Source organism: Pseudomonas sp. xss_4, assembly GCF_043104125.1.
Taxonomy (GTDB): Bacteria; Pseudomonadota; Gammaproteobacteria; order Pseudomonadales; family Pseudomonadaceae; genus Aquipseudomonas; species Aquipseudomonas parafulva_B.
This window is the reverse complement of the sequence record NZ_JBICKJ010000091.1, coordinates 94,331-120,173: the sequence shown is the minus strand read 5'-3', so window position 1 is coordinate 120,173 and position 25,843 is coordinate 94,331. Positions and strand designations below refer to the sequence as shown.

Sequence of the window (25,843 nt, the reverse complement as noted above, 5' to 3'; positions counted from 1 at the left end):
CGGTCGCCGGGCTTTTCAGGTGCGCAGCGTTGCAAGCCAGGCTTACAGGATGCTCAGCGGGTACTCCACGATCAGGCGCAGCTCGTCCAGCGATGGGGAGCCGTAGTAGACGCCATCGGAAGAACGGTAGGTGGCTTGACGAACGCGGAAGCTCAGGTCCTTGGCAGGGCCCTCTTGCATCACGTACTTGATGTCGATGTCGCGTTCCCATTCCTTGCCGTTGCTGGTGGTGCCGGTGTCGGCGCCGCTGCCACGCACGTAGCGGGTCATGAAGCTCAGGCCTGGAATGCCGTACTCGGCGAAGTTCAGGTCGTAGCGAGCCTGCCAGGACTTCTCGCCTTCGGCGTTGAAGTCGGAACGGGCCACGGAGTTGGCCAGGAACACGGTGCCGCCACCGTCGACGCCGTAGCCATAGTCGCCGTCGCCGGTCACTTTCTGGTAGGCCAGGGTGAAGGTATGGGCGCCGATGTTGTACGCACCGGACAGGCTGAACGCACGGTTGTCGAGCTTGGTCACGCCGTCTTTTTCGGCGCGCTGCAGGCCTTGGCCGTCGCTCTTGGTGTCATAGAAGTTGAAGTCGAACACCAGGCCTTGCTTGTCCGACAGCGGCAGCGCCCAGTTGACGTTGGCGTAGTATTTGCGCCAGTAGTCTTCGACCTTGGAGTAGTACAGGCTGGTGGACAGGCTGTCGGTGAAGGCATAGGTGCCGCCGAATACGTCGGCTTCTTTCAGGCGCAGGCTGTCACGGTTGGTCTGTTCCTGACCGGTCAGGCTGGTGAAGCGACCCGCGTGCAGGGTCAGGCCCTTGATGTCGTTGCTGGTCAGCAACGCGCCCTGGGCGATTTCCGGCAGCAGGCGGCTGTCGTCGGTGGCGAACACTGGCAGGGCAGTGAACTGGTCGCCGACTTTCAGTACGGTGTCGGAGATACGGAATTTAACCGCGCCGCCACCCTTGGAGTAGTCATCCTGTGCACGGCCGTCCGAGCCGTTCGGGAACAGGCCGGTGCCAGCACGGCCCTTGCCGCTGTCCAGTTTCAGGCCGAGCATACCAATGGCGTCGATACCCACGCCCACGGTGCCCTGGGTGAAGCCCGACTCATAAGTACCCACGAAGCCGAGGCCGGTTTCTTCACGGCGGCTCTGGCCGCCTTCGTTGTTGCGGAAATCACGGCTGAAATACAGCATGCGAGTTTTGACGCTCAGCTTGCTGTCTTCAATGAAACCTTTGGACTCATCCTGCGAAGAGGCCAGTGCCATCTGCGAGGACCCCGCCGAAACGGCCAGGGCGATCATGCTCCACTTCATCACGCGCATCGTGACTTGCTCCTTTGGTTTTTTTAGGAAGAGTACCGCTGCATCCAGGTGTTCTAGTTATAGGGTGCAGCTCTTTCTTGTTATGTCGGCGAAAATGTATAGCACGCTGAAGGTCGTTGGCGATATGGCGTAAAGCACTCTTGATGGAACTTTTTGGCCGTGTCGCTGTCGGGCAATTCAGCGTCGCATCCGAGGGTGGTGACGCCCGGTGTGCAGGTGTTTCAGAGAGCATGCCGACTTGGGGTGAAGGCAATGCAACAAGCGTGCTCAACTTGGGCTGGCATTGATGAATTTTTCACAAAATTTTCAGGAATTCGTTTCAACCGCCGTAAACACGGGGGTTGGTCGGACTGCACCTCAAGCCCGCCCGGCCGGGCTATTCAGTTGGCTAGCTTGCTATCAAAGTCAATGTGTTACCGCAACATGTTAATGCGGTGTCAATTGTGGTGGGCTAGGGAGTCAGTTGACGTGGCGAAGCACCTTATTGGTGCGAAAAGTAGCGCTGTGTTACCGCAATTGCGCAAGGTATCCTTGCTGCCGTTTTTACCGCCACCCGTGCGGGTCGCTTTGCCTGAAGGAGGTACGCCGTGTTCGTTCTTGATCCACGCTTGCAGCAGGACACTTGGGTGCTGGGCGATTTCGCCCTGTGCCAGTTGCTGCTGAGCCGAGATGCCAACTACCCCTGGTTCATCCTGGTGCCCCGCCGTGCCGAGGTCAGCGAACTGTTCGACCTGAGCCTGGATGACCAGCACCTGCTCTGGCAGGAAACCACGCAGCTTGCCGAGGCGCTCAAGCGCAGCTACGGGGCTGACAAGATGAACGTGGCGACGCTGGGCAATGTGGTCAGCCAAATGCACATGCACGTGATCGTTCGCCAGCACGATGATGTGGCCTGGCCTGCACCGGTCTGGGGCAAATGCCCGGCCGTGGCCTATACCGACGCACAAGTACAGGCGATACGCGCCCGCGTACGAAATCTACACCTCGAAGGTTTCCAGGAGGCCGCCGATGTCGCTTGAGCCGAGAATGATCGAGCTGGAAACGCGCCAGGCATTCCAGGACGACACCCTGCAGGCGCTCAACGATGTGGTGGTCGAGCAAGGGCGCGTGATCGAGCGGCTGCAGTTGCAGATGGCCGAGTTGATCAAACGTTACGAAGAGATAGCAGGTCAGTATGGCAGCGAGGGTGAAGAGGCGCCGCCGCCTCACTATTGATCATCTGGTCCTCAGGCCTGTCGCACCCATGGGCGAAGCGACAGGCCTGGTTTCAACGTGTTGAAGCCTGCTCGCCTGTCAGCGGCGCGTGACGGGGACCACATCCTCGGCCTGCAGGCCCTTGTCGCGGTGCATGACCGAGAACTCGACGCGTTGACCCTCTACCAGGACGCGATGGCCCTCGCCGCGGATGGCGCGAAAGTGCACGAAGATGTCATCGCCTGAGTCCCTGGAAATGAACCCGAACCCCTTGGACGTATTGAACCACTTGACCGTGCCCATATCTCGGTTGCCGGCCTCCGTCAGTGGCTGTTGGCTGCTGCGTACCTTGCGCGTGCCCTGGGCAAAGCCTGCGCCCAGGTGCAGGACCACGGCCAGAGCGGCGCACACCAGCGCCGCGAGGTTGCCAAGCTCCGGTCGAGCCAGCACGGTAAGGGTCTGCAGCACCACGGCCACCACCAGCAGGGCGCAGGCCAGGTATTGCAGCTGCTGCCTGGCACCTCGGTAGTACAGCGGCAGGACAGGCGCCAGGATCAGGTTGAGCAAGCCGAACAGGGCCAGGTAGACCGCGTCGGGTTGTTGCAGGAAAGGCGTTGCCTCGGTTTTAAGACTGGGTATGAACGCTAGCAGCAAGGCTGCCGCGCCTGTCACCAGGTGGACGATCTTGAACATGGGATTGGCTCACATTGATTGAAGCTGATCACGGGAAGAGCTGACGGCCCGGTGCGCATGAAGTGTTGGCGCGAACACGTGGCCTTCAGCCTATGCATTCGGCAATTGCAGTCCGCACGAATGGCACGCTGCCTATTTAACCGTAAACCTGCAGGCTACTCAAACTGCACCCGGCGCCCTGTGCCTGCGGCCACCTGACAGAGGCGCGGCGCTCAGAGTGTTGCTAAAGTGGTCGGCACCCGCTTGGGTTTCACGTTTTCCGAAGGGGAGCATCATGGCAATCGATATCGGCATCAGTGAAGAAGATCGCAAGTCCATCGTCGATGGGCTTTCCCGCCTGCTTTCAGATACCTACGTGCTGTATCTGAAAACCCACAACTTCCATTGGAACGTCACCGGGCCCTCGTTCCGTACGCTGCACCTGATGTTCGAGGAGCAGTACAACGAGCTGGCGCTGGCGGTGGACGCCATTGCCGAGCGCATCCGCGCCCTGGGGTTCCCGGCGCCTGGGTCCTACGCGTTCTACGCCAAGCACTCTTCGATCAAGGAAGAGGAGGGGGTTCCCCCAGCCGACGAGATGATCCGGCAACTGGTGCAAGGGCAGGAAGCGGTAGTGCGCACCGCCCGCAGTATCTTCCCAGCGGTTGACAAGGTCAGCGATGAACCCACCGCCGATCTGCTGACCCAGCGCATGCAGGTCCACGAAAAGACTGCATGGATGCTGCGCGTGTTGCTCGACGAGAAATAGCCGGACCGTGCCGGCAGGCCTGCCCAGGGTGACTGGGCCGGCCTGCCGGTTTCTGTGCGGGAAGGGTTTGCCGCTGCTCTGCACTGGCGCGTTCGGCGCTTGATACACCCCTTGGTTCAATCATCAGGAGGTGTGCAGATGGCTCAGTCTGGCAAGCGGACGGCAGGTCAGGGGCGCTGGCCCGGCAAACAATGCGTCGACCCATTCACGGCAGATTTCGACATGTTGCAGACCCAGCCTGTTTCCCGCTCGGTGCGGCTCAATGGTTTTTCCACCTGTCTGCGCCTTGAAGCCGTGTATTGGGGTATCCTCGAGCGCATTGCCGCTGCCAACCAGTGCTCGGTCAGTGCGGTGTTGTCCTACGTCGACCGTGAGGTGCACCTGCGCCAGGGGGGCGTGCGCAACTTCAGCGGGCTGATACGGGTGATCTGCGTTGCCTGGTTGCAGCAGCCACCGACGTCGCACTGATTGCCCGGCGGGCTGCGCAGCGCTGGTTAACCATATATAATCCCGCCTTTTGCTGCCCAGGCAGCCAGCGTTATGGTTGACGAGAGACATCCATGCCCCTTTACGACTATCAATGTGCGTCCTGCGAGCACCGTATGGAAGTGCTGCAGAAAATCAGCGCCGCGCCGCTCACCGATTGCCCGGCCTGCCAGGCGCCGGCGATGAAGAAACTGCTGTCGGTACCCGGCTTTCGCCTGAGCGGTAACGGCTGGTACGAAACCGACTTCAAGACCGGTGCGAAAAAGAATCTGGCAGGCGGCGACAAGGCCGACTGAGTTGAATGCTATGACCGGGTCTTGCAGTATTAGCCCTCCGGGCGGCCAAGGCCTCCATCGAATACACGAATCACGAGAAGCGAAACCACCATCATGATGCGCAGCCATTATTGCGGCCAACTGAACGAGAGCCTGGACGGCCAGGAAGTCACCCTTTGCGGCTGGGTCCATCGTCGCCGGGACCACGGCGGGGTGATCTTCCTCGACATCCGTGACCGCGAGGGCATGGCCCAGGTCGTTTTCGATCCGGATCGCGCCGACACCTTCGCCGCAGCAGACCGTGTGCGCAGCGAGTATGTCGTGCAGATCACCGGCAAGGTCCGCCGTCGCCCGGAAGGTGCGGTGAACAGCAACATGGCCTCCGGTGCCATCGAAATCCTCGGCTACCAGCTCAATGTGCTGAACGAAGCCGAAACCCCGCCGTTCCCGCTGAACGAATACTCCGACGTTGGTGAAGAAACGCGTCTGCGCTACCGCTTCATCGACCTGCGTCGCCCTGAGATGGCCGACAAGCTGCGCCTGCGTTCGCGCATCACCAGCAGCATTCGACGCTTTCTCGACGAAAACGGCTTCCTCGACGTGGAAACGCCGATCCTGACCCGCGCCACCCCTGAAGGCGCGCGCGACTACCTGGTGCCAAGCCGTACCCACGCCGGTAGCTTCTTCGCCCTGCCGCAGTCGCCGCAGCTGTTCAAGCAGTTGCTGATGGTCGCCGGTTTCGATCGTTACTACCAGATTGCCAAGTGCTTCCGCGACGAAGACCTGCGTGCCGATCGCCAGCCGGAATTCACCCAGATCGACATCGAGACCAGCTTCCTGGACGAGTCCGAGATCATGGGCCTGACCGAGAGCATGATCCGCAAGCTGTTCAAGGAAGTGCTGGACCTGGAATTCGGCGAATTCCCGCACATGACCTTCGAGGAAGCCATGCGTCGCTATGGCTCCGACAAGCCAGACCTGCGCATCCCGCTGGAGCTGGTTGACGTCGCCGACCAGCTCAAGGACGTGGACTTCAAGGTATTCGCCGGCCCCGCCAACGATCCTAAATGCCGCGTCACCGCGCTGCGCCTGCCAGGCGGCGCCAGCATGCCGCGCAGCAAGATCGACGAATACACCAAGTTCGTCGGCATCTACGGTGCCCGTGGCCTTGCCTACATCAAGGTCAACGAGCGTGCCAAGGGCGTTGAAGGTCTGCAGTCGCCGATCGTCAAGAACATCCCCGAGGCCAATCTCAACACCATCCTCGACCGCGTGGGCGCCGTTGACGGCGACATCGTGTTCTTCGGTGCCGACAAGTTCAAGGTGGTCAGCGAAGCGCTGGGCGCCCTGCGTATTCGTCTGGGTCACGACTTCGAACTGTTCACCTGCGAGTGGGCGCCGATGTGGGTCGTCGATTTCCCCATGTTCGAAGAAAACGAAGACGGCAGCTTCACCGCGCTGCACCACCCGTTCACCGCGCCCAAGTGCACGCCCGAGGAACTGGAAGCCAACCCGGCCACGGCCCTGTCCCGTGCCTATGACATGGTGCTCAACGGCACCGAACTCGGTGGCGGCTCGATCCGTATCCACCGCAAGGAAATGCAGCAGGCCGTGTTCCGCCTGCTGGGTATCGAGGCGGCGGAACAGGAAGAGAAGTTCGGCTTCCTGCTCGATGCCCTGAAGTTCGGTGCACCGCCTCACGGTGGCCTGGCCTTCGGCCTGGATCGCCTGGTCATGCTGATGACCGGCGCCCAGTCGATTCGTGAAGTGATTGCCTTCCCGAAAACCCAGAGCGCCGCGTGTGTCATGACCCAGGCGCCGGGCATGGTCGATGCCAAGGCATTGCGTGAGCTGCACATCCGTCTGCGCGAGCAGACCAAGGTCGAGTAATCGGCCCGGGCGCAGCCGGCGGTTGCGCCCACGCGCTTTGGCGCAGTCTTTCCACGTTCCGCCCTTCGGGGCGGAACCTGTTTCTGTTACACGGATCGGGAGTCGTTATGGCGGGTCATTCCAAGTGGGCGAACATCAAGCACCGCAAAGAGCGCCAGGATGCCAAGAGGGGCAAGGTATTCACCAAGTGGATCCGCGAGCTGACAGTCGCTGCCAAGCAAGGCGGCCCGGACCCTGCCTCCAACCCGCGCCTGCGCCTGGCGCTGGACAAGGCCCTGGGCGCCAACATGAGCCGCGATATCATCGATCGCGCAGTGGCCCGTGGCGCCGGCACGAACGAAAGCGACAACGTCGAAGAGCTCACCTATGAAGGTTACGGGCCGGGCGGTGTAGCGATCATGGTCGAGGCCATGACCGATAACCGCAACCGCACAGCTGCAGCCGTGCGCCATGCCTTTACCAAGTGCGGGGGCAACCTGGGCACCGATGGCTCGGTCGCCTACCTGTTCGAGCGCAAGGGGCAGATCAGTTTTGCACCGGGCCTGGAGGAGGATGCCTTGATGGAGGCGGCGATGGAGGCCGATGCCGACGACGTGGTGGCCCACGAGGACGGCTCGTTTGACGTGTTCACCTCGTTCAACAGCTTCTACGCCGTGCGCAATGCCTTGGAAGAGGCCGGTTTCAAGGCGGCCGACGCCGAAATCGTGATGCAGCCGACCACCAGCGCCGAACTTGATCAGGAGGGCGCCGAGAAGGTACTCAAGCTGATCGACATGCTCGAAGACCTGGACGACGTACAGAACGTCTACTCCAATGCGCAGATTTCCGACGAGATCATGGAAAACCTCGGCTGAGGGCTTTCCGGCGCGCCATACTGACGCTTCCGGGCGTCGTACAGGCCCTTTCGCAGGGCACCCGTGGCACAGGTGGCGACACATGCGACCTGGCCAGGGGGTTGATCTGCGAAAGGGCCTGTACTGTTTGCACACCGCTTCACTTCAACGACAGGCGCTATGACTCTGATTCTAGGTATCGACCCCGGCTCGCGCATCACAGGTTATGGCGTCGTCCGCCAGACCGCACGTGGTTGCGAGTACGTGGCCTCAGGCTGCATCCGCACAGGCAGTGGTGAACTGCACGAGCGCTTGCAGATCGTGTTTCGGGGGGTCAGCGAAGTCATCGGCCAGCACGGCCCGGTGACCATGGGCATCGAGCGGGTGTTCATGGCCCGCAACGCCGATTCCGCCCTCAAACTGGGACAAGCCCGAGGCGCGGCCATCGTCGCCGCGGCTGAAGCAGGCTTGGAAATCGCCGAGTACAGCGCCACTCAGGTCAAGCAGGCGGTGGCCGGTACCGGCGGGGCGAACAAGGACCAGGTGATGATGATGGTCATGCACCTGCTCAAGCTGACCCAGAAGCCCCAGATCGATGCTTCCGACGCGCTGGCCATCGCCTTGTGCCATGCCCACACCCGTTCGAGTCTGGTGCCCCATGGGCTGTCGACGGCGCGTCGGCGCGGTGGGCGCTTGCGTCTGTAAGCGCTTCATGCGCTGATACACATTTTGTGCAGGTGGAGCGTCCGCCTGCCGTATTTGCTGATAGGGTTGAGCGGCCATCGAGCAGCTCCCCGTGAAAAGGATCGAAACGTGATCGGACGTTTGCGCGGCACCCTGGCGGAAAAGCAGCCGCCGCACCTCATCATCGACGTCAATGGCGTGGGCTACGAACTGGAAGTCCCTATGACGACGCTTTATCGCCTGCCCAAGGTCGGCGAACCGGTGACAGTGCACACACACCTTGTGGTGCGCGAAGACGCCCACCTGCTCTATGGCTTTGCCGAAAAGCGCGAGCGCGAATTGTTCCGCGAACTCATTCGGCTCAACGGTGTAGGCCCCAAGCTGGCCCTGGCACTGATGTCCGGGCTCGAGATCGATGAGCTGGTGCGCTGCGTCCAGGCCCAGGACGCCTCGGTGTTGGTACGCGTACCCGGCGTAGGCAAAAAAACAGCAGAGCGCCTGCTGGTCGAGCTCAAGGACCGCTTCAAGGCCTGGGAAACGTCACCGGCCATGTTCACGCTGGTGTCCGATGGCCCACTGCCGGCCGCCAGCGAGTCCAGCGCCGAGGCGGATGCGGTCAGCGCCCTGGTATCCCTGGGCTACAAGCCTCAGGAAGCGAGCAAGGCCATCGGCGCGATCAAGGACAAGTCGGGGCTTTCCAGTGAAGAGCTGATTCGTCGCAGCCTCAAGGGGATGATTACCAAGTGATCGAAGCCGACCGCCTGATCGCTGCCAGTGGCCGCGACCGCGAAGAAGTCCAGGATCGCGCCATCCGGCCATTGCGGCTGGAGGAGTACATCGGCCAGCCCGTGGTGCGCGAGCAGATGGCGTTGTTCATCCAGGCGGCGCGTGGGCGCAGCGAGTCGCTCGACCACACCCTGATCTTCGGGCCGCCAGGCCTGGGCAAGACCACCCTGGCCAACATCATCGCCCACGAAATGGGTGTGTCGGTCAAAAGCACCTCGGGGCCGATTCTCGAGCGCCCTGGCGACTTGGCCGCCATGCTGACCAACCTTGAGCCTCATGACGTGCTCTTCATCGATGAGATCCACCGGCTGTCGCCGATCGTCGAAGAAGTGCTCTACCCAGCCATGGAAGACTTCCAGCTCGACATCATGATCGGCGAAGGCCCGGCGGCCCGCTCGATCAAGCTCGACCTGCCACCTTTCACACTGGTCGGGGCCACGACGCGCGCCGGCATGCTCACCAACCCGCTGCGCGATCGTTTCGGTATCGTGCAGCGGCTGGAGTTCTACAGCGACAAGGACCTGGCCACCATCGTCAGCCGTTCGGCCAACATCTTGGGGCTGGTCATCGAGGACCTCGGTGCCTACGAGATCGCACGCCGTGCCCGTGGCACGCCGCGCATTGCCAACCGCTTGCTGCGGCGGGTACGCGACTACGCCGAGGTGCGCGGCAAAGGCCAGATCACCAAGGCCGTGGCCGACATGGCGCTCAACCTGCTGGACGTCGATGAGCGCGGCTTCGACCATTCCGACAGGCGCCTGCTGCTGACCATGATCGAGAAGTTCGACGGTGGCCCGGTCGGTGTCGACAACCTTGCCGCCGCCATCAGCGAAGAGCGTCACACCATCGAGGACGTGCTCGAGCCCTATCTCATCCAGCAGGGCTACATCATGCGCACCCCCCGTGGCCGTGTGGTGACCCGGCACGCCTACCTGCACTTCGGCCTGAATGTTCCCGGGCGGTTGGGGGAGGGCGCGGATTTTTCCGAGCCGGGTGATGAATGACAGATCGAAACACGCTTTTCGTGGTCCTACCGCTGGCATGCAGCGGGGGCGTTGGCACCTGGACATGAATGTTGAAAAACAGTTGCCAGAGCGGATTGGCAAGCCGAGGAGTAAGCACTAGAGTATGCGCGCGCAAAAAGGCCTGGAACCGTTCACACACCGTTGTCGCGTCTATTACGAAGATACCGATGCCGGTGGCGTGGTGTATTACGTCAACTACCTGAAATTCATGGAGCGCGCGCGCACCGAACGCTTGCGGCACCTGGGCTTTTCCCAGTCGCAACTGGCTGACGACAACCTGCTGTTCGTGGTCCATTCCAGCGAAGCGCGCTACCACGCGCCGGCGCGGCTGGACGATGAATTGCGGGTGACCGCGCACGTACTTGAACTCAATCGCGCCAGCTTGCACTTCGTGCAGCAAGTGTGGCGGGAAAGGGACGACACGCTGCTCTGCGAAGGGCGGTTCCTGATAGCCGCTGTGCGCGCCGACACTTTCAAACCCCGAGCCATACCTCCCCAGCTGCGCGACGCCTTTGCGGCAGACGGCTCGGGTAATCAATCGAATGCAGGAGAATAAGCGTGGAAGCTAACGTCGTCGACCATACCTCCATGTGGAGTCTGGTCAGTAACGCCAGCGTCGTGGTGCAGCTGGTGATGCTGACCCTGGTGGCCGCCTCGGTCACCTCGTGGATCATGATTTTCCAGCGCAGCACCATGCTGCGCGCCGGTCGTCGTGCGCTCGATGCTTTCGAGGAGCGCTTCTGGTCGGGTATCGACCTGTCCAAGCTGTACCGCCAGGCCGGTAGCAACCCGGACCCGGACTCGGGTGTGGAGCAGGTCTTCCGTGCAGGCTTCAAGGAATTTTCCCGCCTGCGCCAGCAACCCGGCGTTGACCCGGATGCCGTGATGGAAGGGGTTGGCCGTGCCATGCGCGTTGCCATTTCCCGCGAAGAAGAAAAGCTCGAGCAAAGTTTGCCGTTCCTGGCGACCGTGGGTTCGACCAGCCCCTATATCGGCCTGTTCGGAACCGTATGGGGCATCATGAACTCCTTCCGCGGCCTGGCCAGCGCCCAGCAAGCCACGCTCGCCACCGTTGCACCGGGCATCGCCGAGGCGTTGATCGCCACGGCCATTGGCCTGTTCGCGGCCATCCCGGCGGTGATTGCGTACAACCGCTTCGCGGCCCGCAGCGAGACGCTGATCGGCCGTTACTACACCTTCGCCGACGAATTCCAGGCGATCCTGCACCGCAAAGTGCACACCAGCGAAGAGTAATCAGGTAGAAGCCCATGGCCCGAGTTCGCCACAAACGCAAGCCCGTCGCCGAGATGAACGTGGTGCCCTACATCGACGTGATGCTGGTGCTGCTGGTCATCTTCATGGTGACGGCGCCCATGCTCAACCAGGGCGTGAAGGTCGACCTGCCCAAGGTTTCCAGCGAAGCCTTGCCGCAGGACAACAACGTCCAGATCCTTACCATTTCCATCAAGGCCGACAAGACCTACTACTGGAACCTTGGCAGCGAAGTCGATACCGACAAGCAGATGGACAAGGCCATGACCCTGCCGGCCATGACCGACGCCGTCACCAAGATCATCGCGGCCGGCCGCGACCAGGGCAAGCAGACCCAGGTATTCATCCGCGGCGACAAGGCGGTGGACTACGGCGCGGTCATGGGCGCCATGGGCGGGCTGCAGAAAGCCGGTGTCGGTAACGTCGGCCTGATTACCGAGGCGCCCTGATGCAACAGCGCGAGCCCTCTGCCTCGGAAAGCTACTTCTGGCCCAGTATCTGGGCCATCGGCCTGCATGTGCTGGTATTCGGCATGCTGTTCGTAAGCTTTGCCATGACGCCCGAACTGCCGCCGTCCAAGCCGATCGTTCAGGCTACGCTGTATCAGCTCAAGTCCAAGAGCCAGGCCACCACTCAGACCAATCAGAAGATTGCCGGGGAAGCCAAGAAAACCGCTTCGCGCCAGACCGAGGTCGAGCAGCTTGAGCAGAAGAAGGTCGAGCAGGAAGCGGTGAAAGCTGCGGAACAAAAGAAAGCCGACGCTGCTCAAAAGGCCCAGGAGGCACGCGAGGCAGCCGAGGCCAAGAAAGCCGAGGACGCCGCCAAGGCCGCTGAAGCTGCCAAAGCCGCCGAGGCCAAGAAAGCGGCTGAAGCCAAGAAGGCCGATGAGGCGAAGAAAGCGGCCGAGAAACAGCAGGCTGACATCGCCAAGAAGAAGGCCGAGGAAGAAGCGAAGAAAAAAGCCGAAGAAGAGGCCAAGAAGCAGGCCGCTGAAGAGGCGAAAAAGCAAGCTGCCGAGGAGGCCAAGAAGAAGGCCGCCGAGGATGCGAAGAAAAAAGCGGCCGAAGACGCCAAGAAGAAGGCGGCAGCGGCCGAAGAAGCGAAGAAGAAGGCAGCCGAAGACGCCAAGAAGAAGGCCGCGGCCGATGCCCAGAAGAAAAAGGCACAGGAAGCGGCTCGCAAGGCGGCTGAAGACAAGAAGGCACAGGCCCTGGCCGAGCTCTTGTCCGACACCGCCGAGCGGCAGCAGGCGCTGGCCGATGAGCAGGGTGACCAGGTGGCCGGCGACTTCGACGACTTGATCCGCATGCGCGCGGCAGAAGGCTGGGCTCGCCCGCCATCGGCGCGTAAAGGCATGACGGTGGTGCTGCAGATCAGCATGTTGCCCGATGGCACCATCACCAGCGTCAGTGTGGCCCGGTCAAGCGGTGACGGCCCCTACGACAGCTCGGCGGTGGCAGCGGTGAAAAACATCGGTCGCCTGACTGAAATGCAGGGCATGAAGCCGAGCGATTTCAACCAATATCGCTCGTTCAAGATGACATTTACACCTGAGGATCTAGCGTTGTGATTAAACGTCTGAGAGGACTGCTGGTCATGCTGTGCTGCGTGGCAGGCATGGCCGTAGCAGAGGAAAAGAACATCCTGGTCACCAGTGGCAGTGACCGGGCAACGCCAATTGCGGTGGTGCCGTTCGCTGTTCAAGGTGGCAGTGTGCTGCCTGAAGACATGGCCGACATCATCGGCAACGACCTGCGCAACTCCGGCTACTATTCGCCTATCCCGCGCCAGAACATGATCAGCCAGCCTTCCCAGGCCAGCGAAGTCATCTTCCGCGACTGGAAGGCGCTGGGTGCCCAGTACGTGATGGTCGGCAGCATCGTGCCCTCCGGTGGGCGCTTGCAGGTGCAATACGCCCTGTTCAACGTCGCCACCGAGCAGCAGGTCCTGACCGGCAGCGTCGCTGGCAGCACCGACCAGTTGCGCGACATGTCGCACTACATCGCCGACCAGTCGTTCGAGAAGCTCACCGGTATCAAGGGTGCCTTCTCCACGCGCATGCTGTACGTAACGGCCGAGCGCTTCTCCACCAACAACACGCGCTACACCCTGCAGCGTTCGGACTATGACGGTGCCCGCGCCGTGACCCTGCTGCAGTCCCGCGAGCCCATCCTGTCGCCGCGCTTTGCGCCCGATGGCAAACGCATCGCCTATGTATCGTTCGAGCAGAAGCGCCCGCGTATTTTCGTCCAACACATCGATACCGGTCGCCGTGAACAGGTCACCAACTTCGAAGGCCTCAATGGCGCACCTGCCTGGTCGCCCGATGGTTCGCGCCTGGCCTTCGTGTTGTCCAAGGATGGCAACCCGGATATCTACGTGATGAACGTGGCTTCGCGTCAGATCAGCCGCGTGACCGCCGGCCCTGGCATCAATACCGAGCCCTTCTGGGGTAAAGACGGCAACACCCTGTACTTCACGTCCGACCGTGGCGGCAAGCCGCAGATCTACAAACAGTCGGTCAGTGGCGGCAGCGCCGAGCGCGTAACCTTCGTGGGTAACTACAACGCCAACCCTAAACTCTCGGCGGATGAAAAGACCCTGGTGATGATTCACCGCCAACAGGGTTTCACCAACTTCAAAGTTGCCGCTCAGGACTTGCAACGCGGAAGTGTAAAGATTCTCTCGGAAACAAGTCTTGATGAGTCTCCCACTGTTGCGCCCAACGGCACCATGCTAATCTACGCCACCCGCCAGCAGGGCCGGGGAGTCTTGATGCTCGTGTCGCTTAATGGCCGCGTGAGGCTCCCACTTCCTACCGCTCAAGGCGAAGTCAGAGAACCGTCCTGGTCCCCTTACCTGAACTGATTGCGGCGTAATACGTTTTGCTTAACACACTGGGGTTTCATTAGGAGTTTCACGATGGAAATGCTGAAGTTTGGTAAATTCGCTGCGCTGGCTCTGGCCATGGCTGTGGCTGTAGGTTGCTCCTCCAAGGGCGGTGACAACGCAGGTGAAGGCGCTGGCGCCGTTGACCCGAACGCTGGCTACGGTGCCAACACCGGCGCAGTCGACGGTTCCCTGAGCGAAGAAGCCGCTCTGCGCGCAATCACCACCTTCTACTTCGAATACGACAGCTCGGACCTGAAGCCAGAAGCCATGCGCGCTCTGGACGTTCACGCCAAGGACCTGAAAGCCAACGGCAACCGCGTTGTCCTGGAAGGCAACACCGACGAGCGCGGCACCCGCGAGTACAACATGGCTCTGGGTGAGCGTCGTGCCAAGGCCGTTCAGCGCTACCTGGTTCTGCAGGGCGTTTCCCCTGCTCAGCTGGAAGTGGTTTCCTACGGTGAAGAGCGTCCAGTTGCTACCGGCAACGACGAGCAGTCCTGGGCTCAAAACCGTCGCGTAGAACTGCGTAAGTAAGTTCCTATGCGCAAGTGCCGTCGTGCAGTAACCGTCCTCGCACTCAGCCTGCCCCTTTCGGCGTGGGCTGCAGTCCCTGTAGTAGATGACAACACAGGCAGCTATCCGCCTGCGGGTTATGGCACGAGCGGCGCCTATGCCGGGTCAGGGGCTTCGGCCCCTGCCTCTGCACAGGGCCAGCTGTTCATGCAGCTGCAACAGATGCAGGATCAGCTTTCCCGCCAGCAAGGCATCATCGAAGAGTTGCAAAACGATGTGTCTCGCATGAAGCAGGAAAACCTGGAGCGATACCAGGACCTGGACCGTCGCATCAACAGTGGCGCCGCGCCTGCCGCGACCCCTGACAATTCTTCCGCCGGTGGTGCCTCTGGCGCCGCCGCGGGGGCTGCAGCCGGTGCTGCTGCCCAACAACCGGCCGCCAGTAGCGAGCCCGGTGATCCGGCCAAGGAGAAGCTCTACTACGATGCTGCCTTCGACCTGATCAAGCAAAAAGACTTCGACAAAGCCAGCCAGGCGTTCAACGCCTTCCTGCGCAAGTACCCCAGCAGCCAATATGCCGGTAACGCACAGTATTGGCTGGGCGAAGTGAACCTGGCCAAGGGTGACCTGCAGGGCGCAAGCCAGGCGTTTGCCCAGGTAAGCCAGAAGTACCCCAAACACAGCAAGGTGCCAGACTCCTTGTACAAACTGGCCGACGTCGAGCGTCGTCTCGGCCACACGGACAAGGTAAAGGGCATTCTTCAGCAGGTGGTGACCCAATACCCGGGCACATCGGCTGCGCAACTGGCGCAGCGAGACCTGCAAAAGCTGTGAAGTAATGCGGCGCTTGCCCCCCGTTCGAAAGAAACCCGCGCCTGGCGCGGGTTTTTTCGTTAGAATCACCGCCCTTTTTTCGTAAACACGCTGTCACGGATAACGCTATGTCGAGTCTGTGCCAGTGCCTGACGGAGGCGGGCAGCCTGTTTTGCTGTCACGCCCGTGGCGATCATGCAAGATACATTACGCATCACCGAAGTCTTTTACTCGTTGCAGGGTGAAACACGAACGGCTGGGCTGCCCACGGTATTCGTGCGGCTCACCGGTTGCCCCCTGCGCTGCCAATACTGCGACAGCGCCTATGCCTTCAGTGGCGGCACCCTTCGCAGCCTGGATTCGATCCTTGAACAGGTGGCCGGCTTCAAGCCGCGCTATGTCTGCGTGACGGGCGGCGAGCCCCTCGCCCAGCCTAACGCCTTGCCCCTGTTGCAGCGCCTGTGCGACGCCGGTTACGAAGTCTCGCTGGAAACCAGCGGAGCGCTCGATATCGCCGGCACCGACACCCGTGTCAGCCGCGTCGTCGACCTGAAAACCCCAGGTTCGGAAGAATCGCACCGCAACCGCTATGAGAACATCGAGCACCTGACGCGCAACGACCAGGTCAAGTTCGTCATCTGCTCCCGCGAAGACTACGACTGGGCGGTGTCCAAGTTGATTCAGTACAACCTGGCCGAGCGCGCCGGCGAAGTATTGTTCTCGCCCAGCCACCACCAAGTGAGTGCCACTGATTTGGCCGACTGGATCGTTGCCGACAACTTGCCTGTGCGTTTCCAGCTTCAGCTGCACAAACTGTTGTGGAACGACGAACCTGGCCGCTGAGCAAGAGAGTGAGACATGACTGATAAACGCGCAGTAATTCTTCTGTCCGGTGGTCTGGACTCGGCCACGGTAGTGGCCATGGCCAAGGCCCAGGGCTATGCCTGCTATACCATGAGCTTCGACTACGGCCAGCGTCACCGCGCCGAGCTCAACGCCGCGGCACGGGTCGCCCAGGACCTGGGCGTGGTAGAGCACAAGGTGATCGGGCTGAACCTGGACGGCATCGGTGGCTCGGCCCTGACCGACAGCAGCATCGATGTGCCGGAAACGCCAGGGGAGGGTATCCCGGTGACCTACGTACCAGCGCGCAACACGGTGTTTCTGTCGCTGGCGCTGGGCTGGGCCGAAGTGCTGCAAGCCCGTGACATTTTCATCGGTGTCAATGCCGTGGATTATTCCGGCTACCCGGACTGCCGCCCCGAATTCGTCGAAGCCTTCGAACGCATGGCCAACCTGGCTACCAAGGCAGGGGTCGAAGGGCAGGGGTTCCGCATTCAGGCGCCCTTGCAAAACATGAGCAAAGCCCAGATCGTCCAGGCCGGCGTGGCGCATGGGGTCGACTATAGCTTGACTGTGTCGTGCTACCAGGCTGATGACGACGGGCGTGCCTGTGGCAAGTGCGACAGCTGCCGCTTGCGCGCTGACGGCTTCAAGGCAGCCGCCGTGGCGGACCCGACGCGCTATTTTTAAGAAATTTTATTGTGGGGTGTTGATTTCTCTATAGAAATCAGTATTATACGCGCCATCCAACGGGTCGTTAGCTCAGTTGGTAGAGCAGTTGGCTTTTAACCAATTGGTCGTAGGTTCGAATCCTACACGACCCACCATCTTCGCAGCGGTTGCGAATACTCAAGCTAGACCACCGGGTCAGCGTCAGGTAAAGCAATTGTATGGATCGAACAGTCAGTTCGCTTCTGTGTGAAATCTGTACGAAAAGCCCGCCCTCATCGGCGGGCTTTTTCGTTTCTGGTCAAAGTACTGGGCCGTAGTCTGTCTGCAGTGACACTGCCTCATTCATGGGCAGTGTTTCACGTGCAAGGTGGCCTCTGATGAAGTCTCAGCAGGCGACCCCTACTCCAGGTGTACTAGATAGCCCTTTGCCCACTACTGCGGATGGGAAAATGTTCCGTCTAAGTAATGGCAGAGAGATGGCCAGTCATGCGCTCCCCAGTGAAACAACTGCTGTCGCTTGCACTCCTGTTGGGTGCCTTATCCGTCCATGCGGACAATGCCCAAAAGGGCGATTACTGAGTAGTGCATCATCAAGCCAGCCTGGGCAAGAGCAAGGTGTACCTTGCAGATGGCGACCCCAGTAACATCTACGAGCGCCCCGGCGGCGCCAAATCCGTGGGCGTCTACCTGTTTGACCAGCAGCCCGGCAAGCCCGATTTCACGGTCTACGACGTCGAAGTCGATTGCAAGAACAAGCGGGCCCGTGTCACAGGGGCGCTCGACTTCAGCAGCGTGGCCAATACCTTGCGCAGGGCCAAGTTCTCCAATCAATGGCAGGGCGATCAACAAGCGTGGTTGGCGCAAAGCCGTAATTTCATCTGCAAGCCAGCTGAGCGCCAAGCGCTCAAAATGGAGCACCTGGGTGTGATGTCAGCTTCGCAGTTGAGCCGCGCTGGCCCCCAGCTATTTGAGATAACGAACCGCGAAGCGCTCAGGGCCGAGGTCATCAGGCAGATCGACCACGCCTTCACACAGATGCCTGCCAAGTAACTGGCCACCAAGGAGAGAAGCCATGATCCGTCTGCTCGTGTTTTGCCTGGGCGCTGTCCTGCTTAGCGGTTGCTCGTCACTTGAGGCAACCAGTGCGTGGAAAGGCCGCCCGGTCGGTGAGCTGATCGACTATTTCGGTGTGCCCAGGGTCATCATGGTGGCACCTGATCAGGACATGGTTGTGCTCAGGTACGTGCGCGACAGCACGTATATCTCCCGGGAGGCTGCGGGCACCTACACCGGCCCTGAAAATGGCCAATTGGTACACCGCGAGTATTGGCAGGATGTAGAGCATTCAGGCAGTTGCGAGATCAACGTCTTTGTCGACAGGGCGCACGTGGTGCAGAAAGTCAGGGCCAATGGTCGCTGTGCGGTCATCGACATGGCGCCCAAGGCGTAGCCCGGTAGTGGGAAGCAGGTACCGGGCAAAGGGGCGTTAAGCGATGACCGCTTTCGCCTCTCGTCATCACTGATTCAAAAAAGCTTCCACCACAGGCAGTAGCCATTGCGGGTGCGTTTCATGAGGTGAGTGATCAGCCAGCGCCAGGTTCAACAGCTGCGCCCCAGGCACTTGCTCTACCAGCTCCAGGGCATTGGCGCGTGAAACCAGGCGATCACGATCGCCACGCACTACCAGCAATGGCGCGGTAATGCCACCCACGCTGGCTGCGGGATAACCGTGCTCGCTGTCATCGAGCCACATCCCCCGCACGGCCTCCAGCAACCTTGCAAAGTCCGGTTGCGGGTTGATCGCCTCATAGCGAGCCACATCTTCGGCAAACAGGCCGCTCCACTTCGCGGCGGTAATACCCTCGTAGAGGGCCCGCGCAGGGTCGTTCTCGCCCAGCGCCCAGTGAGCCCCGATGGTGACGAGCCTATCGACCGTCACAGCCTGCGAGGCAGCCATGCGCAACGCGACGATTCCGCCATCGCTGTGCCCGATCAGGCTGACGCGTTCAAGGGCCAGATGCTCGATCACCCGCTCTACGTCGTGCTGCATGCGTTCATAGGTGAGTGGTGCGCTGCCCAAGGTGGACATGCCCTGGCCGCGGCTGTCGATGCCGATTACGCGCCAGCGGTGGGCTAAATGCGGAGTAATGGCGTTGAAGGTTTCGATATGTCCAAGCCCGCCATGCAGCAGGATCAGTACTGGTGCGTCAGGTGCGCCCAGCTGTTCGTAATAAAGGCGTGCATCACCGACGGTGAGGTACTCGCCGCCCCGGTGGTTGAAGACAGTCATGTCGAAGTTGTCCGTGTCGTCAGCTGTTATATCGGGCGCCAGTGTACCGAGTTGCCCGCTCAAGCCCAATGAATCCGAGCTGCCAGGCCTTTTTGTCTGGTCTTCACCTTGCGCACCGCACCTCTGGGCAAGCATGCTGTCAAAGTGCCAACAACGCTGCCCTGACGTTCTAACGATCGTGTTATTCCAGCGCTACTTTCTCTTCATCAAGCTGCCGGAGACACCATGGCTGATTTGATCTTTGCGCAGCCTTTCGAAGCTGTGGGTTGCAAGCAATGCCGTGAGATGGCGGACCTCGGCTTCGGCATCACCATGGCCTTCCAACCTATCGTTCACCAACCTTCGGGTAAACCGTACGCCTACGAGGCGCTGGTCAGAGGTGTAGCGGGGGAGGGGGCTGCGCAGGTGCTGGCCAAGGTCACACCCGATAACCTGTATCGCTTCGACCAGGCCTGCCGGGTCAAGGCCATCGAAAAAGCCTCCGAGCTTGGGCTCAATCGGGTGCAGGATTGCAAGCTCAGCATCAACTTCCTGCCCAACGCCGTGTACCGTCCCGCCACCTGTATTCGTGCAACGCTCGAGGCCTCCAGGCAGTTCGATTTTCCGGCCGACAGGCTGATCTTCGAAGTGACCGAAGGCGAACGGGTCGAGGACACCGAACACCTGAAGTCCATCTTTCGCGAGTACGACCGGCAGGGATTCACCACGGCCATTGACGATTTCGGGTCAGGCTACTCGGGCTTGAACCTGCTTGCCGAGTTTCAACCGGACCTGCTGAAGCTGGACATGGCGCTGACACGCAACCTTGGGGCCGACCCGGTGCGCCAGGTGATTGTGGCAGGCATCGTGCTGGTGGCGCAGCGGCTGAACATTCTGCTGGTCGCCGAAGGCGTGGAAACAGAAGCCGAGTGCCAGGCGTTGGCAGCCCTGGGTATCGAGCTGATGCAAGGCTACTATTTCGCCCGGCCTGAAATCGAAGCGCTGCCGCTGATCGAACGCCTGCGTGGCTGAGTGCTGATGTCTATTCGGCCCACTCGGGGTCGCCGGTAAACACCACCGTCAGCCAGCGGTTGGGCCCTTCGCCGCCGATGGCCTCGCCGATCTCGTTGCGCCAGGCATCCCACTGCTCGATGGTCTTGGCCGCCATTTGCGGCGGCACGATGAAGTACAGCTCAATCTCCCGTGAGCGCCCCACCTTGGCCACATAGGCGCGGTAGGACTGCAGGTCATGGCGTTCAACGAAAGCCTGCGCAACCACATCCACATGCTGCTTGAGATCGCCCGGCGTGACGAGAAAGATATCCGCCAACGCCTGGCGAACGACCGACATCGGCAGCGGCACGATCACCAGACAGACCAGTGCCAGCACCGCCGGGTCGATGTAGGGCGATACCCATTCAAGCGATGTACCCTGCACGGCATAGCCAAAGCAGAAGGCGATCAGCAGCGCCGCCGTGATGCTGGCGGACATCACCCAGCCCTTGACGTCCATGGCGACGAAATCAGAGCGCAGCTTGCGGTTGGCCTTGCCCTCGATCACCGCGATGGTCACGCAGGCGGTGACGGTAAGCGCCGCATAGACCATGGCGATACCGAACTCCAAGTGACGGCCACCCTCCAGCAGGCTGCTCACGGCGTTGATCAGGGCATAGATGGCGACCCCGCTGAGCAGGATGCCATTGAGTGCCAGCACCATGGGCTCCAGGTGCCAGAAGCCCATGGTGAAGCGCTCACGCAGTTTGCGCGACATCTGCAGGCTGCTGGCATGGGAGGTGATCAGCCTGACCACCATTAGCGACAGCCCGCTCATGCTGGCATCGACCAGCGAGTAGACGCCGTCGAACACGATGGAAAACGAGCCCGACGCCAAGCCAAAGGCAATGCCGATGCTGGCGATGAACAGCGTGACCGCGATCGAGGTGCGCAGCAGGCCCTGCTCAGTGGTGATGTCGAAGAAACCGGTTGTGGTTGAGCTGTGCATGGTCGGTATGCGTCATCCCTCGGCGATACAGTTGGGCGGCGCCGCACGGAACGCCTTGGTCAACCAGGCTAGGTACACCAGGCCTAGCGTGGCCCAGATCCCGCCGAACAGCAGCGAGTGCATGTTCAGGTCCAGCCACAGCGAAACGACGATACAGAAGCCAGTGGTGGGCAGTACCAGGTACTTAAGTTGGTTGGCCAGCCCTCGGCGATTGCCCTCTCGCAGGTAGCAGTGATTAATCACCGACAAGTTGACGAAGCTGAACGCTACCAATGCACCGAAGTTGATGATGGAGGTGGCGGTGACCAGATCGAAGAAGATGGCCGACAGCGAAATCACCCCTACCACGGCAATGTTCAGTACGGGTGTCTTGTAGCGCGAATGCAACCGTGCAAACACGCTCGCGGGTATGACCTTGTCACGGCCCATGACATACAGCAGGCGCGACACGCTGGTTTGCGACGCCAGCCCCGAGGCGATGGTGTTGATTACCGTGCACGCGATGAACACCGATTGGAACAGCTTGCCGCCCACGTACAGGGCGATTTCCGGCAGCGCCGCTTCCTGATCCTGAAAGCGTGCCATCGTGGGGAAATAAGCCTGGATGAAGTAGGAAACGGTGATGAATACAACGCCGCCGATCAATGCCGTGAGGAAAATGGCCCGCGGTATGGTTTTGCCCGGGTCGCGCGTTTCTTCGGACAGGCACGTGACCGCATCGAAACCCAGGAATGAGAAGCACAGAATGGTTGCGCCTGCCGCCAGGGCGCTCAGGTGGGTCTGCTGGTCGGCGAAGGGCAACAGGCTCCATGCCGTGCCCAGCCCTTCGCCCTGGTCCAGGCCGCGTATGCACAGGTAGATGAACACTGCGATGATCGCCACCTGCACGCCGACGAACAGCAGGTTGAAATGCGCAACCAGATTGACGCTGCGCATGTTGATCAGGCTGATCAGGGACACGAAGGCCACGACCCAGACCCACGGCGCCACCTCGGGAAACATGGCAGACAGGTACAGCTTGGCCAGCAAGGCGTTGACCATGGGCAGCAACAGGTAGTCCAGCAAAGAGGACCAGCCCACAAGAAAGCCCACGTGTGGATTCATGGCACGCTGGGTGTATGTGTAGGCCGAGCCCGACTGAGGAAAGCGCTTGACCAGGGTGCCATAGCTGACGGCCGTGAACAGGATCCCGGCAAGGGCCAGGATGTAGGCGCTCGGTACGTGCCCTGCGGTGATGCCTGACACGATGCCAAAGGTGTCGAACACGGTCATGGGCGTCAGGTACGCCAGGCCAATGATGATTACATGCCACAGACGCAAGGTCTTGCGCAGTTGGCCGGCTTCGGGTGCGTAGGATTCAGGCTGCATGCTGGCGTGGCTCCAAGGCGAGGGCTTGAAAGACAGGTACAGCGAAGGGCGCAAGCAGCAGCGGCGAGCGGGTGGGCTCCATATTGTTCACCTTTATGTAGGAGCAGCAGAGGCGTGACGGGATCACGCAAGTGATCAAAATAAAAAACGATAGGGTCTCGGGTGTCAAGTTAAACGTGACAAGGTGTTTCGAGGGTCCGCTTTTTATCGAGGAATCAACGCATTCGAGCGTCTCTGTAGTCTTTATTTTCACTGCTAAGGCCATAAGCGTGTTCGTAAAAATTGACATCTTTGAAGTGGGCCTGTGCAACGGGTTGCACGATTTCCTGCCTGGAACTGCCGCCAACCTGCCTGGCCTTCGGTGATATGCTGCATTTTCCTGGCTGCGCAGGCGATGTGCGAGCCTTTATGGACATCAATCGGTTTTATTCATGAAGAAGACTTCAGTAGCAATTCTGTCCGGCGTAGCGGTGGCCTTTGCCGCAGTGGTCATTGGCGGCGCCTGGTACACCGGCAAGCGACTGCCGAGTGAGCTGGACCATGCCTTGGCCCTGAGCAACGCGCAGCTGCAAAAGTCGCTGGTGAACACAGGTGGCAGCGTACGCATCGAGTTGGTATCGCTGGACCAGCGCTGGTTCAGCAGTACGGCACACTACCGTGTGATCGCTCGCGATGTGCGTGCCAGCAGCCAGCAGGTCATGAATTTTGACGTGGGCGTGACCGATCAGATCGAGCACGGCCCGTTTCCATGGTCCCGCGTCAAGACCTTCAAGCTTTTGCCAGTGCTGGCGCTGAGCAACACCACGCTGGACAAGGACGATGTCACGGCGCCCTGGTACGCAGCAGCCGGGGACCGCGTGCCGTTCAGCGCCCAGACCAGCATGGGGTACGGCGGCAGTGTCGACAGCCAGGTTCGCCTGGCGCCGGTCAAGCTCGACGATGCCAACGGCACCAGCCTGGCGTTCTCGGGCATGGAGCTTGGGGTCAGCGGGGATCGCGACGGCAAGGATTCGCGCTTCCATGGCGAAGCCGATCACTTTCTGATGAAGCTGGTGAGCGAAGACCAACCTCCCGTCATCTTCGAGCTCAATGGGCTGAAGTTGGGTGGCAAGCTGGCGGCGACTGCGCATGACAACCTGTTCTCGGGCAACGCTGACCTTTATCTGGCCGAGACCAAGATTATCCTCGGGCCCAGGCAGCAGGCGCTGGTCATCAAGGGGGGAGAGCTCAGTACCCTGCAAAGCCTCGAAGGTCCCGACACCTTTGGCGGGCGTGTCGAATACAAACTTGGGGACATCACCTGGGATGGGCGAGCGGTCGGCAAGGCCCAGATGATCGTCGGCTTCAAGTCCATTCATGCGCCCGCGCTGCAGGCGTTGAGTAACTGGTATGCGGCGCATTTGCCTGAGTTCGAGGCAGCGGCAGCTGCCGGGCAGTCGGCGCCACAGATCAACATGACCGAAGCTGAAAAGGCTAAATTCCAAGGTGACTTGCGCACGCTGCTGGCCGCAAAACCCAAGGTGGCGCTCGAAGATTTGAGCCTCAAGACCGCCAATGGCGAGAGCCACTTCAACCTGGCCATGGACTTCGACGCGCCGTCTTCCTTCGACTTGCCACAAGATCAGGCGTTGAAGCAGATGGTGACGCAGGTCACCAGCAAACTGTCCTTGTCCAAGCCAATACTAGGAGACCTGGCGACCTTGCAGGCCCTGCTCGACGGTCAGACCGATGCCCAGGCCATCGCCACGCAGTCTGGCCAGGCAGGAGAGATGGTCGGCTTGATGGGCGTGCAGAGCGGCCTGGCTACGGTGGAAGGCGATAAGGTGATCAGCTCGTTGCACTATGCCGATGGCATGGTCGATTTCAATGGCCAGAAAATGACGCTCGAAGCCTTTGCCGCGTTCGTCAATACACGGCTGGCAATGCTCTCGCCGCAACGCTGAGTGCCCGGCTTTACCTGCCCTTGAGCCGCTGGTACGAGGGCGGGTAAGGGCTGGATAAAAACCGCTTTAGAAATCTTGGGTTTCTCTGTAGCCTTCGGCCTCCATAATAATCCGCGCCCGCAGAGGGCCGTGGCGGCCTGCGCCGTCCGGCGCCCTTAGCCGATCTGCCAGGGCCGGGTGATACACTCGATTTGATGCGCGCACGCGCTTGCAGGTCCAGCGATCATGACCCAGATTTCCGAACGCCTGTTGGTACAGGCTCACCTCGACGCCAAGCAGCCCAACCCGCTGACGGACGAGCAGCAGGCCGAATACCGTGCGGCCATCGCTGCCGAGCTCAAGGCGCAGAATGCCGTGCTGGTTGCCCATTATTACTGCGACCCGGTGATCCAGGCCCTGGCGGAGGAAACCGGCGGCTGTGTGTCCGACTCGCTGGAAATGGCCCGCTTTGGCAAGCAGCACCCGGCCGAGACAGTGATCGTGGCCGGCGTGCGTTTCATGGGTGAAACCGCCAAAATTCTCACTCCTCACAAACGCGTATTGATGCCCACGCTTGAAGCGACCTGTTCGCTTGATCTGGGTTGCCCCATCGAAGAATTCTCTGCCTTCTGCGATCAGCACCCCGAGCGTACCGTGGTGGTTTACGCCAACACCTCCGCTGCCGTGAAGGCACGGGCCGATTGGGTGGTCACTTCCAGTTGCGCGCTGGAAATCGTCGAAAGCCTGATGGATAACGGCGAGACCATCATCTGGGGCCCCGATCAGCACCTGGGTCGCTACATCCAGAAGCAGACCGGTGCCGACATGCTGCTGTGGGACGGTGCCTGCATCGTTCATGAGGAGTTCAAGTCGCGTCAGCTCGCCGACATGAAGGCCCTGTACCCGGACGCCGCGGTGCTGGTCCATCCCGAGTCGCCGGAGTCGGTGATCGACCTGGCCGATGCGGTGGGCTCCACCAGCCAGTTGATCAAGGCTGCCCAGACGCTGCCTAACAAGACCTTTATCGTCGCCACCGACCGCGGCATCTTCTACAAGATGCAGCAGCTATGCCCCGACAAGGTCTTCATCGAGGCGCCCACTGCCGGCAACGGCGCGGCCTGCCGCAGCTGTGCCCACTGCCCGTGGATGGCCATGAACACCCTGGAGCGCGTGCTGCATTGCCTGCGCAGTGGCGGGGACGAGATCTTCGTCGACCCAGCCCTGGTGCCCAAGGCCATCAAGCCGCTGAACCGGATGCTGGATTTCACCCAGGCGGCCAGGTTGAAGCTTTCCGGGAACGCGTGAGGTAAGCAATGGCTGAAATGCAGGTCCTGGTGCCATGCCCGAGG

Annotated in this window: 29 protein-coding genes and 1 tRNA gene; 25 read left to right on the top strand and 5 right to left on the bottom strand. The window is 60.9% G+C overall.

What is annotated here, in order from left to right; translation table 11 throughout:
• Positions 1-42: 42 nt before the first annotated feature.
• Positions 43-1,314 carry an OprD family porin gene (locus tag ACF8GB_RS20635; protein ID WP_058604319.1) on the bottom strand — a complete coding sequence of 424 codons (1,272 nt, stop codon included), beginning with the start codon at positions 1,312-1,314 and terminating at the stop codon, positions 43-45.
• 587 nt (positions 1,315-1,901) lie between these two features.
• Between ACF8GB_RS20635 and ACF8GB_RS20630 the strand changes: the two genes are divergently transcribed.
• Both ACF8GB_RS20630 and ACF8GB_RS20625 read left to right on the top strand, forming a co-directional pair.
• A complete protein-coding gene (locus ACF8GB_RS20630; protein ID WP_145254976.1) occupies positions 1,902-2,333 on the top strand; it encodes an HIT domain-containing protein in 432 nt (143 codons plus the stop codon).
• Entirely contained in the window at positions 2,323-2,529 is a 207-nt protein-coding gene (locus ACF8GB_RS20625) for a SlyX family protein (protein WP_058638508.1), read from the top strand. The genes ACF8GB_RS20630 and ACF8GB_RS20625 overlap by 11 nt, the downstream gene beginning before the upstream one ends.
• Positions 2,530-2,607: 78 nt before the next feature.
• On the opposite strand, the gene ACF8GB_RS20620 is transcribed toward ACF8GB_RS20625, so the two are convergent.
• Positions 2,608-3,201 carry a cold shock domain-containing protein gene (locus ACF8GB_RS20620; RefSeq protein ID WP_058638507.1) on the bottom strand — a complete coding sequence of 198 codons (594 nt, stop codon included), beginning with the start codon at positions 3,199-3,201 and terminating at the stop codon, positions 2,608-2,610.
• A gap of 274 nt (positions 3,202-3,475) precedes the next feature.
• On the opposite strand from ACF8GB_RS20620, the gene ACF8GB_RS20615 reads away from it, so the two are divergent.
• From ACF8GB_RS20615 to ACF8GB_RS20520, 20 genes are all read left to right on the top strand, one after another.
• On the top strand, positions 3,476-3,949 hold the full coding sequence (locus tag ACF8GB_RS20615) for a Dps family protein (RefSeq protein WP_023536324.1): 474 nt from the start codon (positions 3,476-3,478) through the stop codon (positions 3,947-3,949).
• Positions 3,950-4,087: 138 nt separating this feature from the next.
• Positions 4,088-4,417 carry a ribbon-helix-helix domain-containing protein gene (locus ACF8GB_RS20610; RefSeq protein WP_027914213.1) on the top strand — a complete coding sequence of 110 codons (330 nt, stop codon included), beginning with the start codon at positions 4,088-4,090 and terminating at the stop codon, positions 4,415-4,417.
• Between the two features lie 92 nt (positions 4,418-4,509).
• The gene (locus ACF8GB_RS20605; RefSeq protein WP_023536249.1) at positions 4,510-4,731 is read left to right on the top strand and encodes an FmdB family zinc ribbon protein; all 222 of its coding nucleotides are present in this window, start codon (positions 4,510-4,512) and stop codon (positions 4,729-4,731) included.
• Between the two features lie 93 nt (positions 4,732-4,824).
• Entirely contained in the window at positions 4,825-6,600 is a 1,776-nt protein-coding gene (gene aspS, locus ACF8GB_RS20600) for an aspartate--tRNA ligase (protein WP_027914214.1), read from the top strand.
• A gap of 107 nt (positions 6,601-6,707) precedes the next feature.
• A complete protein-coding gene (locus ACF8GB_RS20595; protein ID WP_058604316.1) occupies positions 6,708-7,454 on the top strand; it encodes a YebC/PmpR family DNA-binding transcriptional regulator in 747 nt (248 codons plus the stop codon).
• A 159-nt stretch (positions 7,455-7,613) separates the two neighbouring features.
• Entirely contained in the window at positions 7,614-8,138 is a 525-nt protein-coding gene (gene ruvC, locus ACF8GB_RS20590; protein WP_023536229.1) for a crossover junction endodeoxyribonuclease RuvC, read from the top strand.
• A gap of 108 nt (positions 8,139-8,246) precedes the next feature.
• On the top strand, positions 8,247-8,864 hold the full coding sequence (ruvA, locus tag ACF8GB_RS20585) for a Holliday junction branch migration protein RuvA (RefSeq protein WP_058604315.1): 618 nt from the start codon (positions 8,247-8,249) through the stop codon (positions 8,862-8,864).
• The gene (gene ruvB, locus ACF8GB_RS20580) at positions 8,861-9,907 is read left to right on the top strand and encodes a Holliday junction branch migration DNA helicase RuvB (protein ID WP_145254979.1); all 1,047 of its coding nucleotides are present in this window, start codon (positions 8,861-8,863) and stop codon (positions 9,905-9,907) included. The genes ruvA and ruvB overlap by 4 nt, the downstream gene beginning before the upstream one ends.
• Positions 9,908-10,031: 124 nt before the next feature.
• Positions 10,032-10,484 (top strand): tol-pal system-associated acyl-CoA thioesterase, encoded by a 453-nt coding sequence (gene ybgC, locus ACF8GB_RS20575; protein ID WP_058604314.1) that lies wholly within the window; start codon positions 10,032-10,034, stop codon positions 10,482-10,484.
• Positions 10,485-10,486: 2 nt separating this feature from the next.
• Positions 10,487-11,182, top strand: coding sequence for a protein TolQ (tolQ, locus tag ACF8GB_RS20570; protein WP_023536305.1), 696 nt, complete (start codon positions 10,487-10,489; stop codon positions 11,180-11,182).
• A gap of 14 nt (positions 11,183-11,196) precedes the next feature.
• Positions 11,197-11,649 carry a protein TolR gene (gene tolR, locus ACF8GB_RS20565; RefSeq protein ID WP_003254760.1) on the top strand — a complete coding sequence of 151 codons (453 nt, stop codon included), beginning with the start codon at positions 11,197-11,199 and terminating at the stop codon, positions 11,647-11,649.
• A complete protein-coding gene (gene tolA / locus ACF8GB_RS20560; protein WP_392527581.1) occupies positions 11,649-12,770 on the top strand; it encodes a cell envelope integrity protein TolA in 1,122 nt (373 codons plus the stop codon). Before tolR ends, tolA begins: the two co-directional genes overlap by 1 nt.
• A 26-nt stretch (positions 12,771-12,796) precedes the next feature.
• Positions 12,797-14,068, top strand: coding sequence for a Tol-Pal system beta propeller repeat protein TolB (gene tolB / locus ACF8GB_RS20555; RefSeq protein ID WP_058604312.1), 1,272 nt, complete (start codon positions 12,797-12,799; stop codon positions 14,066-14,068).
• A 54-nt stretch (positions 14,069-14,122) separates the two neighbouring features.
• The gene (gene pal, locus ACF8GB_RS20550; RefSeq protein ID WP_023536326.1) at positions 14,123-14,626 is read left to right on the top strand and encodes a peptidoglycan-associated lipoprotein Pal; all 504 of its coding nucleotides are present in this window, start codon (positions 14,123-14,125) and stop codon (positions 14,624-14,626) included.
• 6 nt (positions 14,627-14,632) lie between these two features.
• Positions 14,633-15,439, top strand: a complete 807-nt coding sequence (gene ybgF / locus ACF8GB_RS20545; protein WP_058604311.1) for a tol-pal system protein YbgF — start codon at positions 14,633-14,635, stop codon at positions 15,437-15,439.
• Positions 15,440-15,613: 174 nt separating this feature from the next.
• Positions 15,614-16,261, top strand: coding sequence for a 7-carboxy-7-deazaguanine synthase QueE (gene queE / locus ACF8GB_RS20540; RefSeq protein ID WP_023536244.1), 648 nt, complete (start codon positions 15,614-15,616; stop codon positions 16,259-16,261).
• Positions 16,262-16,276: 15 nt separating this feature from the next.
• Positions 16,277-16,951, top strand: coding sequence for a 7-cyano-7-deazaguanine synthase QueC (queC, locus tag ACF8GB_RS20535; protein WP_145254988.1), 675 nt, complete (start codon positions 16,277-16,279; stop codon positions 16,949-16,951).
• A gap of 61 nt (positions 16,952-17,012) precedes the next feature.
• Positions 17,013-17,088, top strand: a tRNA-Lys gene (locus tag ACF8GB_RS20530).
• Between the two features lie 427 nt (positions 17,089-17,515).
• Positions 17,516-17,983 (top strand): hypothetical protein, encoded by a 468-nt coding sequence (locus tag ACF8GB_RS20525; protein ID WP_392527580.1) that lies wholly within the window; start codon positions 17,516-17,518, stop codon positions 17,981-17,983.
• Between the two features lie 22 nt (positions 17,984-18,005).
• Complete coding sequence (locus ACF8GB_RS20520) at positions 18,006-18,383, top strand: hypothetical protein (protein ID WP_058638501.1); 378 nt, start codon at positions 18,006-18,008, stop codon at positions 18,381-18,383.
• A gap of 66 nt (positions 18,384-18,449) precedes the next feature.
• Here the strand turns inward: ACF8GB_RS20520 and ACF8GB_RS20515 are convergent, their stop codons facing one another.
• Positions 18,450-19,223, bottom strand: a complete 774-nt coding sequence (locus ACF8GB_RS20515; RefSeq protein ID WP_058638500.1) for an alpha/beta fold hydrolase — start codon at positions 19,221-19,223, stop codon at positions 18,450-18,452.
• A 225-nt stretch (positions 19,224-19,448) separates the two neighbouring features.
• On the opposite strand from ACF8GB_RS20515, the gene ACF8GB_RS20510 reads away from it, so the two are divergent.
• Positions 19,449-20,234 (top strand): EAL domain-containing protein, encoded by a 786-nt coding sequence (locus ACF8GB_RS20510; RefSeq protein WP_058638499.1) that lies wholly within the window; start codon positions 19,449-19,451, stop codon positions 20,232-20,234.
• Between the two features lie 10 nt (positions 20,235-20,244).
• On the opposite strand, the gene ACF8GB_RS20505 is transcribed toward ACF8GB_RS20510, so the two are convergent.
• Positions 20,245-21,204: a cation diffusion facilitator family transporter gene (locus ACF8GB_RS20505; protein ID WP_145254991.1), complete on the bottom strand. Its 960-nt coding sequence runs from the start codon at positions 21,202-21,204 to the stop codon at positions 20,245-20,247.
• A gap of 12 nt (positions 21,205-21,216) precedes the next feature.
• Positions 21,217-22,572 (bottom strand): APC family permease, encoded by a 1,356-nt coding sequence (locus ACF8GB_RS20500; protein ID WP_392515659.1) that lies wholly within the window; start codon positions 22,570-22,572, stop codon positions 21,217-21,219.
• 431 nt (positions 22,573-23,003) lie between these two features.
• On the opposite strand from ACF8GB_RS20500, the gene ACF8GB_RS20495 reads away from it, so the two are divergent.
• A complete protein-coding gene (locus tag ACF8GB_RS20495; protein WP_392527579.1) occupies positions 23,004-24,515 on the top strand; it encodes a YdgA family protein in 1,512 nt (503 codons plus the stop codon).
• 225 nt (positions 24,516-24,740) lie between these two features.
• Complete coding sequence (gene nadA, locus ACF8GB_RS20490; protein WP_058604303.1) at positions 24,741-25,799, top strand: quinolinate synthase NadA; 1,059 nt, start codon at positions 24,741-24,743, stop codon at positions 25,797-25,799.
• The last annotated feature ends 44 nt before the right edge of the window (positions 25,800-25,843 follow it).

Bases quoted from the DNA above. Each gene is read 5' to 3' on its own strand.
- ACF8GB_RS20635 (WP_058604319.1), bottom strand. From the start codon at position 1,314: ATGCGCGTGATGAAGTGGAGCATGATCGCCCTGGCCGTTTCGGCGGGG.
- ACF8GB_RS20625 (WP_058638508.1), top strand. From the start codon at position 2,323: ATGTCGCTTGAGCCGAGAATGATCGAGCTGGAAACGCGCCAGGCATTC.
- ACF8GB_RS20620 (WP_058638507.1), bottom strand. From the start codon at position 3,201: ATGTTCAAGATCGTCCACCTGGTGACAGGCGCGGCAGCCTTGCTGCTA.
- ACF8GB_RS20615 (WP_023536324.1), top strand. From the start codon at position 3,476: ATGGCAATCGATATCGGCATCAGTGAAGAAGATCGCAAGTCCATCGTC.
- ACF8GB_RS20610 (WP_027914213.1), top strand. From the start codon at position 4,088: ATGGCTCAGTCTGGCAAGCGGACGGCAGGTCAGGGGCGCTGGCCCGGC.
- ACF8GB_RS20605 (WP_023536249.1), top strand. From the start codon at position 4,510: ATGCCCCTTTACGACTATCAATGTGCGTCCTGCGAGCACCGTATGGAA.
- aspS (WP_027914214.1), top strand. From the start codon at position 4,825: ATGATGCGCAGCCATTATTGCGGCCAACTGAACGAGAGCCTGGACGGC.
- ACF8GB_RS20595 (WP_058604316.1), top strand. From the start codon at position 6,708: ATGGCGGGTCATTCCAAGTGGGCGAACATCAAGCACCGCAAAGAGCGC.
- ruvC (WP_023536229.1), top strand. From the start codon at position 7,614: ATGACTCTGATTCTAGGTATCGACCCCGGCTCGCGCATCACAGGTTAT.
- ybgC (WP_058604314.1), top strand. From the start codon at position 10,032: ATGCGCGCGCAAAAAGGCCTGGAACCGTTCACACACCGTTGTCGCGTC.
- tolR (WP_003254760.1), top strand. From the start codon at position 11,197: ATGGCCCGAGTTCGCCACAAACGCAAGCCCGTCGCCGAGATGAACGTG.
- tolA (WP_392527581.1), top strand. From the start codon at position 11,649: ATGCAACAGCGCGAGCCCTCTGCCTCGGAAAGCTACTTCTGGCCCAGT.
- tolB (WP_058604312.1), top strand. From the start codon at position 12,797: ATGCTGTGCTGCGTGGCAGGCATGGCCGTAGCAGAGGAAAAGAACATC.
- pal (WP_023536326.1), top strand. From the start codon at position 14,123: ATGGAAATGCTGAAGTTTGGTAAATTCGCTGCGCTGGCTCTGGCCATG.
- ybgF (WP_058604311.1), top strand. From the start codon at position 14,633: ATGCGCAAGTGCCGTCGTGCAGTAACCGTCCTCGCACTCAGCCTGCCC.
- queE (WP_023536244.1), top strand. From the start codon at position 15,614: ATGCAAGATACATTACGCATCACCGAAGTCTTTTACTCGTTGCAGGGT.
- queC (WP_145254988.1), top strand. From the start codon at position 16,277: ATGACTGATAAACGCGCAGTAATTCTTCTGTCCGGTGGTCTGGACTCG.
- ACF8GB_RS20520 (WP_058638501.1), top strand. From the start codon at position 18,006: ATGATCCGTCTGCTCGTGTTTTGCCTGGGCGCTGTCCTGCTTAGCGGT.
- ACF8GB_RS20515 (WP_058638500.1), bottom strand. From the start codon at position 19,223: ATGACTGTCTTCAACCACCGGGGCGGCGAGTACCTCACCGTCGGTGAT.
- ACF8GB_RS20510 (WP_058638499.1), top strand. From the start codon at position 19,449: ATGGCTGATTTGATCTTTGCGCAGCCTTTCGAAGCTGTGGGTTGCAAG.
- ACF8GB_RS20505 (WP_145254991.1), bottom strand. From the start codon at position 21,204: ATGCACAGCTCAACCACAACCGGTTTCTTCGACATCACCACTGAGCAG.
- ACF8GB_RS20500 (WP_392515659.1), bottom strand. From the start codon at position 22,572: ATGCAGCCTGAATCCTACGCACCCGAAGCCGGCCAACTGCGCAAGACC.
- ACF8GB_RS20495 (WP_392527579.1), top strand. From the start codon at position 23,004: ATGAAGAAGACTTCAGTAGCAATTCTGTCCGGCGTAGCGGTGGCCTTT.
- nadA (WP_058604303.1), top strand. From the start codon at position 24,741: ATGACCCAGATTTCCGAACGCCTGTTGGTACAGGCTCACCTCGACGCC.